The organism is Dyella marensis, from assembly GCF_900112865.1.
GTDB lineage: Bacteria > Pseudomonadota > Gammaproteobacteria > Xanthomonadales > Rhodanobacteraceae > Dyella_D > Dyella_D marensis_A.
This window is the reverse complement of record NZ_FONH01000004.1, coordinates 177,082-189,433: the sequence shown is the minus strand read 5'-3', so window position 1 is coordinate 189,433 and position 12,352 is coordinate 177,082. Positions and strand designations below refer to the sequence as shown.

The following is a 12,352-nucleotide window of genomic DNA, read 5'->3' as shown; positions in this document are numbered from 1 at the left end:
CGAACCCCAACGTGGCGTTTGTGATGTGAGGTCTGTTGGGGTTCGCCTGCGGCTCACCCCAACCTACGGCGGGTTTTCCGAAAGGCTCGGGTTTTCCGGCTGGCCGCAAAGGCTCACAATCGGCATCTTTCCCCCCAAGGGCCGATCCCGATGAGCTACCCCGACACCACCCAGGCGCGCTACGCCGCCGAGCTGGACTCCATCCGCGAGCAGGGCCTGTTCAAGGCCGAGCGCGTCATCGTCTCGCCGCAGTCGGCGCAGATCGAGCTGGAGGGCGGCCGCCGGGTGCTCAACTTCTGCGCCAACAACTACCTGGGCCTGGCCGACCATCCGCAGGTGATCCAGGCTGCCAAGGAGGCGCTGGACAGCCACGGCTTCGGCATGGCCTCGGTGCGCTTCATCTGCGGCACCCAGGACCTGCACAAGCAGCTGGAAAAGAAGATCGCCGAGTTCTTCGGCACCGAGGACACCATCCTCTACGCCGCCTGCTTCGACGCCAACGGCGGCCTGTACGAGCCGCTGCTGGGCGAGGAGGACGCCATCATCTCCGATGCGCTCAACCACGCCTCGATCATCGACGGCATCCGCCTGTGCAAGGCCAGGCGCTTCCGCTACGCCAACTGCGACATGGCGGACCTGGAGCAGCAGCTGCAGGCGGCCGACGCCGCCGGCGCGCGCACCAAGCTGATCACCACCGACGGTGCGTTCTCGATGGACGGCTTCATCGCGCCGCTGGACAAGATCGCCGCGCTGGCCGCCAAGTACAACGCCATGGTGCATATCGACGAATGCCATTGCACCGGCTTCCTCGGCGCCAGCGGCCGCGGCTCAGCCGAGGTCAACGGCGTGATGGACAAGATCGACATCTTCACCGGCACGCTGGGCAAGGCGCTCGGCGGCGCGCTCGGCGGCTTCACCACGGGTCGCGCGGAAGTGATCGAGCTGCTGCGCCAGCGCTCGCGTCCCTATCTGTTCTCCAATTCCCTGCCGCCGCACGTGGTAGCCGCGGCGCTGAAGGTGTTCGACATGCTCTCCAGCGCCGGCGAGCTGCGCCAGCGCGTGCAGGAGAACACGCGCTATTTCCGCGAGCAGATGACCCAGGCCGGCTTCGACATCAAGCCGGGCGTGCATCCGATCGTGCCGGTGATGATCTACGACGCCAAGAAGGCGCAGGCCATGGCCACCAGGCTGCTGGATGAAGGCATCTACGTCACCGGCTTCTTCTACCCCGTGGTGCCGCAGGGCCAGGCGCGCATCCGCACGCAGATGAGCGCGGCCCATACACGCGAGCACCTGGATCGGGCGATCGCGGCATTCACCAAGGTCGGCCGCGAGCTTGGCGTGATCGGCTGAAGCCACCGACGGGGGAGCGGATGCGCTCCCCCGCTTCGTCAATGCAGGGCGCTCAGCTCGGCGCGGTAACGCCAGGTTTCCGTGGTGGCCGACTGCACCGACTCGGCCATGTCGCGCTGCGCCGCCTCGTCGCCCGCCAGCAGCAAACCGGGGCTGCGCTCGAAGCGGTCGTAGCCGGACCAGCCATCGCGCGCCACCAGCAGCATGTACTGCGCGGTATCGCCGCCGGTCACCAGCCGGTACCAGGTGTGCGCCTGGGCGCCTTGTTCCTTCTGCAAGTTCTGGTGCACCCGCGCGAGTGCGCGCTCGAAGCGCGCTTCCATGCCCAGGCGGACGTGCACATGCGTCACCTGCATGGTGGCGCTGGGCTTGAGGTTTTCCAGCGGCGCGCCGGTGCTGACTGCGCGCAGGAGCACGTAGGCGGGCTGGCCCATCGGCGTCGCATGTGGCGCCACGTTGGCGCGGAAATCGGCGCCGTCGCCGGCCACGTCCACCCGGTGGTCGAACGCGGCGAACGGCTCGCCCACGCTGGCATCGACGAAATAGCCGCTGCGCTCGCCGTCCTCGATGGTCCAGGCATACCAGGACAGCGGGTCGCGGCGGGCGCGATGCCAGTCCAGATGATGGCGGTAGCCCTCCTCGAACTTCTCGGCGGCGCCGGGCTGCATGCGATAGACATAGAAGTGCGCGGCATCGCCGGAGCCGGCGTAGGCGGGCCAGGCGAGGCACAAGGCGAGCAGGAGCGTGAAACGGCGGCTCATTGGGGATTCCCGGTGGGCGGATCGATGGCGCGATTCTCGGCTTGCCGCTCCGCTCGGGGCCATGCGAATCTTTTTGGCCTCGCGGCGAAGTTTTTTTGCCCCTTCCCTCAGGGTTCCTGCGCATGAATGTGGAACTGCGTTACCTGCATGCCTTCCGCGCCGTCTGCGAAGGCGGCAGTCTGCGTGCGGCGGCGGCATCGCTGCATCGCACCGAGCAGGCGGTGAGCTATCAGTTGCGCAAGCTGGAGGAAGCGCTCGGCATGCCGCTGTTCCGCCGTGGACAGGGGCCGCTGGTGCCCAATGCCGCGGGCGAGCGGCTGCTGGCGTTCTGCCGCGACATGGGCCGCGACCTGGCCAAGCTGCACGAGGCGATGCGCGACGAACCCGCGCAACCGCTGCGCATCGCGGCAGTGAGCGGCTTCGGACGCTACGAACTGCTGCCGCTGTTTCGCGAAGGGCCGCTGGCCGACGTGCCCATCCGCATGAGCTTTCCCACCGCCGAGGAAGTGGTGCGGCAGGTGGAGACGGGCGCGAGCGACCTGGGCTTCGTGCACCTGATGCTGCCGCACGGCGCCTTGCGCCTGGTTGCGGTGGGCATGGAACAGGCGGCCTTGATCGCGCCGGCGCGGCAGGCCTTGCCGACCCTGGATATCGCCACCTTGGCCGAGGCCGATTACGTCACCTACGACGAGAGCGACTACGTCTTCGCCACCTGGTTCACCCAGGTGCTGGGCGAGAAGCCGGCGCGCCTGCGCAGCGTGGCGCATTTCGAGGAGCTGGAGGAGGTATTGGACTGGGTGGCCGCCGGCCGCGGATTGTCGATCGTGCCGTATGCATGCGTGCGGGAAGCGGAAGCGCGCGGCGATGTCGTTGCCGTGGGACGCGAGAACAAGCCCTGCCTCAATACGATTTACGCTGTGATGGATCCGGCGCGTACGCATCCGCTGCAGGAGCGCACGCTGGAGGTAGTGCGGGAACTGCTCGGCGCCTGATCAGCGCGACAGCGCGGCGACTTCCCCAGGGCTCAGATGGCGCCACTGGCCCTTGGCCAGTTCGCCCAAAGGCAGGCTGCCGATTGCCACGCGGATCAGGCGCAGCACGCCAATGTCGTGCGCGGCCAGCAGGCGGCGGATATGGCGGTTGCGCCCTTCGTCCAGGACGATCTCCAGCCAGGCGTTCTTTTCGCCGGCGCGCAGCAGCACGGCTTGCTTCGCGGCCAGTCGCTCGCCCTCTTCCACCACGCCCTGGGCGAGGCGCTCCAGCAGTGCGGCGTCGGGCATGGCGTCGATCTGCACGTGGTAGGTCTTGTCGACGTGTTGGCGCGGCTCGGTGAGACGGGCGGCCCAGGCGCTGTCGTTGCTCAGCAGCAGCAAGCCCTCGCTGGCCTTGTCCAGGCGACCGACCGGGCCGAGCCAGGGCAGGCCGGCGTCTTTCAGCAGGTCGTAGACGGTATCGCGGCCGCGTTCGTCGGCGGCGCTGACCACGATGCCGCGGGGCTTGTTCAAGGCGATGTAGACGCGCTTCGCCTCGCCTACCGGTTCGCCGTCGAGCAGGATGCGCTGGCGCGTGGCGTCGGCGGGACGCTCGGGATCGAGCACGACGCGGCCGTCCACCTGGACTCGCCCTTCGCGCACGGCTTTTTCCGCCTGGCTGCGCGAGCACACGCCGAGCTTGCTGAGCACGCGTGCGAGCCCGTGCTTTGGCGCAGCTGACGGGTTTGCCGTGCGGCCAGGCGCGGTTCGCCTGCCCTGCCCTTGCTTTCGGTCCATGCCGGCCATCGTGCCCCGTTCCACCCAAAAGAAAAGCCCGGCTTGCGCCGGGCTTTTCCACGCGACCTTGCGGTCGAGATTACTGCTGGACCTGCAGCTCGGTGCGACGGTTACGGGCGCGGCCCGAATCCGTGTCGTTGCTGTCGATCGGGTCGTTCTTGCCGTGACCGATCGGGCCCTGCAGGCGGCTGGCGTCGACGCCGTGGCCGGTCAGGTAGTCGAACACGATCTGCGCGCGACGCTCCGACAGGCTCTGGTTGTAGGCGTCCTTACCGACCGAGTCGGTGTAGCCGGCAACCGTCACCTTCACCTGCGGGTAGCGCTGCAGGGTGTCGATGGCCTGGTCGAGAATGGCGATCGAGTCGGTGCTGGGCTCAGCCAGTGCCTTCTTGATGTCCTTCTCGCCCTTCTTCGGGCGGTCGAACTTGAAGTTCACGCCGCGCAGATCGATCACGACCTGCTTCGGGCAACCGTCCGGACCGACGATGGTACCGGCGGGCGTACCCGGGCACTTGTCGTCGCAGTCGTTCACGCCATCACCGTCGCTGTCCAGCTTGGAGCAGTCCGGAGCCGGCGGCGGCGGCGGGGTGGCTTCGACCGGAGCCGACGGCGGAGCGCCGAAGCGCGACACCACGCTGAAGCCCAGGAACCAGTCGCCGTAGCCGTTCTTCTCCGGCTGCGACTTGTCGTCCCAGTCGTAGCGGTAGCCGGCTTCCGCACGGATGTCGCTGCTGTCGGTGATCGACTTGGAGATACCGACGCCGAGCTCGGCGGCCGGCGACCAGGCCTTGTCGAAACGGCTGTGGTGGTAGCTGCCCATCACGCCGGCCAGCAGGTACGGACGCCATGCATCGGCGGCGCCGAAGTAGTAGCGAGCGGTCACGCCGTAGTTGTTGCTCGACCAGTTGCCGCCACCGACCTTCGAGTCGATGTCGCGCTTGGTGCGGTCGATGAACAGGTCGATCGAGGTGTTCGGCGCGATGAACTTGCCGACGCCCAGGCCGTAGTAAACCTGACGGCTGTTGGTGTTGCGGTCGGTGTCGTTGTAGTAGCCGCCGACGGTCGGGGCGATGTACCAACGGTCATCGAAACCGGCGGATGCGCTGGAGCTGTTGTCCTGCGCGTGAACGGCACCCACGCCGCCCAGGGCCAGGGCAATCAGAAAATACAAGCCCTTACGATTCATCAGGTGTCTCCTCGTTTATTGGTTTTCGCGTCCGTTCCACCCCAGACGGAAATCGCGCGTCAGAACTTCAGGGTTCGACATTGAGGGACCTCATGGTCCCTTGCTTGGCGTTCCTAACAGCAAGCCGCGCAGAGTGTAGCAAAACCGTTAAGAGATACACACGTCCCTTAACAGGCAAACGTGACAGCTTAAGTTTTTGGTGGGTTGTCGTTCAGGCAAATTTGCGTGAAAACATGCGTCACCGAAATTTCTTAGCTCGCTTCCCCGCCCAAAAGAAAAGCCCGGCTTGCGCCGGGCTCTTCCGACGACCTTGCGGTCGGTTTACTGCTGGACCTGCAGCTCGGTGCGACGGTTGCGGGCGCGGCCCGACTCCGTGTCGTTGCTGTCGATCGGGTCGGCTTCGCCGTGGCCGATCGGGCCCTGCAGGCGGCTGGCGTCGATGCCATGCGAGGTCAGGTAGTCGAACACGATCTGCGCACGACGCTCCGACAGGCTCTGGTTGTAGGCGTCCGTACCGACCGAGTCGGTATAGCCGGCCACCGTGACCTTGACGTTCGGATAGCGGCCCAGCGTATCGATGGCCTGGTCCAGGATGGCGATCGAGTCGGCGGTCGGGGCGGCCAGGGCCTTGTTGATCTCGCCGGCCTTGACGTGACCCTTCTTCGGATAGTCGAACTTGAAGTTCACGCCACGCAGATCGATCACGACCTTCTGCGGGCAACCGTCCGGACCAACGATGGTACCGGCGGGCGTGCCCGGGCACTTGTCGTCGCAGTCGTTCACGCCGTCGCCGTCGCTGTCCAGCTTGGAGCAGTCCGGAGCCGGCGGCGGGGGCGGCGCGACGGTCGGGGCGGCCGGCGGAGCGCCGAAGCGCGACACCACGCTGAAGCCCAGGAACCAGTCGCCGTAGCCATCCTTCTCCGGCTGCGACTTGTCGTCCCAGTCGTAGCGATAGCCGGCTTCCGCACGGATGTCGCTGCTGTCGGTGATGGTCTTGGAAATGCCCACGCCGACTTCGGCGGCCGGCGACCAGGCCTTGTCGTAGCGGTTGTGGTGGTAGCTGCCCATCACGCCGGCCAGCAGGTACGGACGCCAGGCGTCCCACGCGCCGAAGTAGAAGCGCGCCGCGGCACCATAGTTGTTGTTGGACCAGTTGCCGCCACCGAGCTTCGAATCGATGTCGCGCTTGGTGCGATCGATGAACAGGTCGATCGAGGTGTTCGGGGCGATGAATTTGCCGACGCCCAGGCCGTAGTAGACCTGACGGCTGTTGGTGTTGCGGTCGGTATCGTTGTAGTAGCCGCCGACGGTCGGGGCGATGTACCAACGGTCATCGAAACCGGCGGGTGCGCTGGAGCTGCTGGTGTCCTGCGCATGAGCGGCACCCACGCCGCCCAGGGCAAGTGCGATCAGGAAGTACAAGCCCTTACGTTTCATCAGGTGTCTCCTCGTTTATTGGTTTTCGCGTCCGTTCCACCCCAGGCGAACGACCCCGCGGGCCATGCCGCCATGAGTCCCGGCCGAGACCGGCCTTGAAGCTAAACCACCCGAAACGGGCGCAGAGAGCTTAGCAAAAAACAAACAATTCTCCGAACGCCCGTTCAGTTTTTAGCTCACGCCGTCTTTACAACGTGAAGAGTTCCAGGAATTCCTGAACAGGCATGCTGTCGAGCCCGGCTGGGTCCGACGTGGCCTGGAGGATCGCCTTCACCCGGTGCGCCGGCAAGTGCCCGCGGATGGCCGCCTCGAATTTGCCGAGCAGGACCGGGATGCCCTCGGCGCGGCGCCGGCGGTGGCCGATCGGGTAGTCGATCGAGACCTTATCCGTATGGCTGCCGTCCTTGAAGAACACCTGCACCGAGTTGCCGATGTAGCGCCGGTCCGGGTCGAAGTAGTCCCGGGTGAACCGCGGGTTCTCGCTGACCGCCATCCGCTCGCGCAGCGCATCGATGCGCGGGTCGGCGGCGACCTCGTCGCCGTAGTCGTCGGCGGTGAGGCGGCCGAAGAGCAGGGGCACGGCCACCATGTACTGGATGCAATGGTCGCGGTCCGCGTAATTGGCCAGCGGGCCGGTCTTGTCGATGATGCGGGCGCCCGCCTCCTGGGTCTCGATCACCACCTGGTCGATTTCAGCGATCCTGCCGGCGACCTGGCCGTGCAGCCGCATGGCGCATTCCACCGCGGTCTGCGCATGGAACTCCGCCGGGTAGCTGAGCTTGAACAACACGTTCTCCATGACGTAGCTGCCGAATGGCCGCTCGAACTCGAAGGCCTTGCCCTCGAAGGCGACGTCGTAATAGCCCCAGGTCGCGGCGCTCAACGCCGACGGATAGCCCACCACGCCGCGGTCGACCGCGTTGATGGCGTGGATGACCGCGCGCCGGCAGGCGTCGCCGGCGGCCCAGCTCTTGCGCGGGCCGGTGTTCGGCGCGTGGCGGTAGCTGCGCAGGGCGCCGTTGTCGATCCAGCTGTGCGAGACGGCGGTGACGATCTGCTCCTTGCCGCCGCCCAGCATCGCGGTGGCTACCGCGGTGGAGGCCAGGCGCACCAGGATCACGTGGTCCTGCCCGACGCGGTTGAAACTGTTGCGCAGCGCGTAGCAGCCCTGGATCTCGTGGGCCTTGATCGCCCAGCCCAGCACGTCGCGCAAGCTCGAGGCCCGGCCGCCTTCGCGCACGGCCTTGCGGCCAAGGTAGTCGGCCAGGGCCAGGATGGCGCCGAGGTTGTCGGAAGGGTGGCCCCATTCGGCGGCCAGCCAGGTGTCGTTGAAGTCCAGCCAGCGGATCTGCGTGCCGATGGCGAACGCCGCCTGCGCCGGGTCGAGTTCGTGGCTGGTGCCCGGCACCCTGGCGCCGCCCGGAAGGACGGCGCCGGGCACCAGCGGGCCCAGGTGCTTGACGCATTCCGGAAACTTCATCGCCAGCATCGCGCTGGCCAGCGAATCCAGCAGCATGTAGCGCGCGGTGTCGTAGGCCTCGGCCGAATCGATCCGGTAGTCGACGACGTAGTCGGCGATATCGACCATCGGCGGGTCGGGGTCGGGGCGCCTGGCGGAGCGGAGGTCGTGCGTACTCATGGGACTCGCCTCCTGGTGGCGAAGCCTGTCGAGACCAGCCGACCATGTCGCCGTGGCAGCAGCGAGTCAATGCCCGGCCGCCGCCCTCGCCTCGCCGGCTCAGCCCGCCGGCACCCGCACCCAGCCCTCCATCAGCACGCGCGCGCTGCGGCTCATCACCGCCTTGGTGACGGTCCAGGCACCGTCGACCTGCGCGGCTTCCGCGCCAACCCGCAAGGTCCCCGACGGATGGCCGAAGCGCACCGCGTGCCGCTCGCCGCCACCGGCCGCCACGTTGACCAGCGTGCCCGGAATGGCCGCGGCGGTGCCGATGGCCACCGCCGCCGTACCCATCATGGCGTGGTGCAGCTTGCCCATCGACATGGCGCGCACCAGCAGGTCGACGTCGCCCGCCGCCACGCGCTTGCCGCTCGAAGCGAGGTAATCGGCCGGGCCCGCGACGAACGCCACCTTGGGCGTGTGCTGCCGCGTGGCGATCTCTTCGAGCGTAGCGATCAGCCCCATGCGCAATGCGCCGTGCGCGCGGATCGTCTCGAACATCGCCAGCGCCTTGGCATCGCTGTTGATGGCGTCCTGCAGCTCGGTGCCGGTATAGCCGATCGCGGCGGCCTCGACGAAGATCGTCGGGATGCCGGCATTGATCATGGTCGCCTTGAGCGTGCCGACGCCCGGCACCTCCAGGTCGTCGACCACGTGCCCGGTCGGGAACATCGCCCCGCCCGCACCGTCTTCCTCGGCGGCCGGATCCACGAATTCCAGCTGCACTTCGGCCGCGGGAAAGGTCACGCCGTCTAGCTCGAAATCGCCGGTCTCCTGTACCGCACCGTCGGTGATCGGCACGCGGGCGATGATGGTCTTGCCGATATTGGCCTGCCAGATGCGCACGATGGCAATGCCGTCGCGCGGCACGCGCGCGGGATCGACCAGGCCGTTGGCGATGGCGAACGGACCGACCGCCGCCGACAGATTGCCGCAGTTGCCGCTCCAGTCGACGAAGGCCTTGTCGATCGCCACTTGGCCGAACAGGTAATCCACGTCGTGGTCCGCACGGCTGCTGCGCGACACGATCACCGTCTTGCTGGTGCTGGAAGTGGCGCCGCCCATGCCGTCGATCTGCTTGCCGTAGGGATCGGGGCTGCCAATCACCCGCTGCAGCAGCGCATCGCGCGCGGCGCCCGGCACCTGCGCCGCTGCGGGCAGGTCCTGCAGGCGGAAGAACACGCCCTTGCTGGTGCCGCCGCGCAGGTAGGTGGCGGGGATGCGCAACTGAGGCGCGTGAGCCTTGATCGCGTTGGTCATGGTCAAGCCGCCTGCGCAGCTTCGAGGAAGTCCTGCGCGAAGCGCTGCAGCACGCCGCCGGCTTCGTAGATCGACACTTCCTCCGCGGTGTCGAGCCGGCAGGTCACCGGCACCTCGACGCGCTCGCCGTTGCGGCGGTGGATGACCAGGGTGAGCTGCGCGCGCGGCGTGCGCGCGCCGGTGACGTCGAACGTCTCGGTGCCGTCGATGCCCAGCGTCTTGCGGTCGGTGCCCGGCTGGAACTCCAGCGGCAGCACGCCCATGCCGATCAGGTTGGTGCGATGGATGCGCTCGAAGCCTTCGGCCGCGATCGCCTCCACGCCCGCCAGGCGCACGCCCTTCGCCGCCCAGTCGCGCGACGAGCCCTGCCCGTAGTCGGCGCCGGCGATCACGATCAGCGGCTGCTTGCGTTCCATGTAGGTCTCGATCGCTTCCCACATGCGCATGACCTTCCCTTCCGGCTCCACGCGCGCAAGCGAGCCCTTCTTCACTTCGCCGTCGACCACGGCCATCTCGTTGAGCAGGGTCGGGTTGGCGAAGGTGGCGCGCTGCGCGGTCAGGTGATCGCCGCGGTGGGTGGCGTACGAGTTGAAGTCTTCTTCCGGCAGGCCCATCCGCGCGAGGTATTCGCCCGCGGCGCTGTCGGCCATGATCGCGTTGGACGGGGACAGGTGGTCGGTGGTGATGTTGTCGCCCAGCACCGCCAGCGCGCGCATGCCCTTGAGCGTGCGCTCGCCGGCGAGCGCACCTTCCCAGTACGGCGGACGGCGGATATAAGTGCTCTGCGCGCGCCAGTCGTACAGCGGCGCGGCGCGGGTGCCGCTGCGGCCGGTGCGCGCGAACATCGGCTCGTAGACCTTGCGGAACTGCTCCGGCTTCACGCTGGCGGCGACGATCGTGTCGATCTCCTCATCGCTGGGCCAGATGTCCTTGAGCGTCACCGGCTGGCCGTTGGCGTCGATGCCAAGCACGTCCTGCTCGATGTCGAAGCGGATGGTGCCGGCGATGGCGTAGGCCACCACCAGCGGCGGCGAGGCAAGGAACGCCTGCTTGGCATACGGATGAATGCGGCCGTCGAAGTTGCGGTTGCCGGACAGCACGGCGGTGGCGTACAGGTCGCGCTCGACGATCTCCTGCTGGATCGCCGGATCGAGCGCACCGGACATGCCGTTGCAGGTGGTGCAGGCGAACGCGACGATGCCGAAGCCGAGCTTCTCCAGCTCGGGCAGCAGGTTCGCTTCCTTCAGGTACAGCTCGACCGCCTTGGAACCGGGCGCGAGCGAGCTCTTCACCCAGGGCTTGCGGACCAGGCCGCGCGCGTTGGCATTGCGCGCCAGCAGCGCCGCCGCGATCACGTTGCGCGGATTGCTGGTGTTGGTGCAGCTGGTGATGGCGGCGATGATCACGGCGCCGTCGGGCATCTGGCCGGGCTGCTCCTGCCACTGCCCGGCGATGCCGCGCGCGGCGAGGTCGGCAGTCGGCAGGCGCTTGTGCGGATTGGATGGGCCCGCCATGTTGCGCACCACCGAGGACAGGTCGAAGCTCAGCGTGCGCTCGTACTGCGCGGCGGCCAGCGTGTCGGCCCACAGGCCGGCGGCCTTGGCGTAGGTCTCCACCAGCCTGACCTGCTCGTCGCTGCGGCCGGTCAGGCGCAGGTAGTCGAGGGTCTGGTCGTCGATGAAGAACATCGCGGCGGTGGCGCCGTACTCGGGCGCCATGTTGGAGATGGTGGCGCGATCGCCCAGGGTGAGGCTGGCCGCGCCTTCGCCGCGGAATTCGAGATACGCGCCGACCACTTTCTCCTGGCGCAGGAATTCGGTGAGCGCCAGCACGATGTCGGTGGCGGTGATCCCCGGCTGGCGCTTGCCGGTGAGTTCCACGCCGATGATGTCCGGCAGGCGCATCCACGAGGCGCGGCCGAGCATCACATTCTCTGCTTCCAGGCCACCGACGCCGATGGCGATGACGCCCAGCGCATCCACGTGCGGGGTGTGGCTGTCGGTGCCCACGCAGGTGTCCGGATAGGCCACGCCCTTGCCTTGATCATCGTGTTGCACCTGGATCACCGGCGACATCTTCTCCAGGTTGATCTGGTGCATGATGCCGTTGCCCGGCGGAATCACGTCGACATTCTCGAAGGCCTGCCTGGTCCACTCGATGAAGTGGAAGCGGTCTTCGTTGCGGCGATCCTCGATCGCGCGGTTCCTGGCAAAGGCGTTCGGATCGAAACCGCCGCACTCCACCGCCAGCGAGTGGTCGACGATCAGCTGCACCGGCACCACCGGATTGACCTTGGCCGGGTCGCCGCCGCGATCGGCGATGGCGTCGCGCAGGCCAGCCAGATCGACCAGCGCGGTCTGCCCGAGGATGTCATGGCACACCACGCGCGCCGGGAACCATGGGAAATCGCGTTCGCGCTTGCGCTCGATGATCTGCTTGAGCGACTCGGCGAGGATCGCCGGATCGCAACGGCGCACCAGGTTCTCGGCGAGCACGCGCGAGGTGTACGGCAGCGTGTCGTAGGCGCCCGGCTGGATCGCCTCCACGGCGGCGCGCGCGTCGAAATAATCCAGCGACGTGCCGAGGAGGGATTGGCGGTAGACGGTGTTCATAGGTATCGGGAATCCTGGCGAGTGCCCGCCCCGCGTCCGCCACCCGGCGGCCGCTGGTCGCGTTGCAAAACCGGCCTATTGTAGCGAGGGAAAGCCTTCCGCTTAAGGGCCTTGGCTTGACTGGTATGCACGGCGGCACCGACAATGGCCGGCACTGATCCCAAAGGGGAGTAGTTCCGGACGTCGCTGCATGCGGCGTCCGTGCAGTGGTCGTCATCACGGGCGGAGCACCGCCCCGGTCACTGCAGCGGTTCTGCCGGGAACGAGACTTTTGCGGTAATCACGAGGCTGCGTGC

General features: G+C 67.4%; 9 protein-coding genes. 2 read left to right on the top strand and 7 right to left on the bottom strand.

Annotated elements, in window-relative coordinates; genetic code table 11:
• Positions 1 to 150 precede the first annotated feature (150 nt).
• Positions 151 to 1,353 carry a glycine C-acetyltransferase gene (gene kbl / locus BM172_RS08775; protein WP_026633081.1) on the top strand — a complete coding sequence of 401 codons (1,203 nt, stop codon included), beginning with the start codon at positions 151 to 153 and terminating at the stop codon, positions 1,351 to 1,353.
• Between the two features lie 38 nt (positions 1,354 to 1,391).
• Here the strand turns inward: kbl and BM172_RS08770 are convergent, their stop codons facing one another.
• Positions 1,392 to 2,114, bottom strand: coding sequence for a hypothetical protein (locus tag BM172_RS08770; protein WP_026633080.1), 723 nt, complete (start codon positions 2,112 to 2,114; stop codon positions 1,392 to 1,394).
• A gap of 122 nt (positions 2,115 to 2,236) precedes the next feature.
• On the opposite strand from BM172_RS08770, the gene BM172_RS08765 reads away from it, so the two are divergent.
• A complete protein-coding gene (locus BM172_RS08765; RefSeq protein WP_026633079.1) occupies positions 2,237 to 3,106 on the top strand; it encodes a LysR family transcriptional regulator in 870 nt (289 codons plus the stop codon).
• Here BM172_RS08765 and BM172_RS08760 read toward each other — a convergent pair whose 3' ends face one another.
• From BM172_RS08760 to acnD, 6 genes are all read right to left on the bottom strand, one after another.
• Complete coding sequence (locus tag BM172_RS08760) at positions 3,107 to 3,883, bottom strand: pseudouridine synthase (protein ID WP_026633078.1); 777 nt, start codon at positions 3,881 to 3,883, stop codon at positions 3,107 to 3,109. It abuts the gene before it with no gap.
• Between the two features lie 79 nt (positions 3,884 to 3,962).
• Positions 3,963 to 5,069, bottom strand: a complete 1,107-nt coding sequence (locus tag BM172_RS08755; protein WP_026633077.1) for an OmpA family protein — start codon at positions 5,067 to 5,069, stop codon at positions 3,963 to 3,965.
• Between the two features lie 321 nt (positions 5,070 to 5,390).
• A complete protein-coding gene (locus tag BM172_RS08750; protein WP_026633076.1) occupies positions 5,391 to 6,506 on the bottom strand; it encodes an OmpA family protein in 1,116 nt (371 codons plus the stop codon).
• Between the two features lie 187 nt (positions 6,507 to 6,693).
• Positions 6,694 to 8,145, bottom strand: coding sequence for a bifunctional 2-methylcitrate dehydratase/aconitate hydratase (locus BM172_RS08745; protein WP_026633075.1), 1,452 nt, complete (start codon positions 8,143 to 8,145; stop codon positions 6,694 to 6,696).
• A gap of 99 nt (positions 8,146 to 8,244) precedes the next feature.
• The gene (gene prpF / locus BM172_RS08740) at positions 8,245 to 9,444 is read right to left on the bottom strand and encodes a 2-methylaconitate cis-trans isomerase PrpF (protein WP_035322022.1); all 1,200 of its coding nucleotides are present in this window, start codon (positions 9,442 to 9,444) and stop codon (positions 8,245 to 8,247) included.
• Between the two features lie 2 nt (positions 9,445 to 9,446).
• On the bottom strand, positions 9,447 to 12,056 hold the full coding sequence (gene acnD, locus BM172_RS08735; protein ID WP_026633073.1) for a Fe/S-dependent 2-methylisocitrate dehydratase AcnD: 2,610 nt from the start codon (positions 12,054 to 12,056) through the stop codon (positions 9,447 to 9,449).
• Between the last annotated feature and the right edge of the window lie 296 nt (positions 12,057 to 12,352).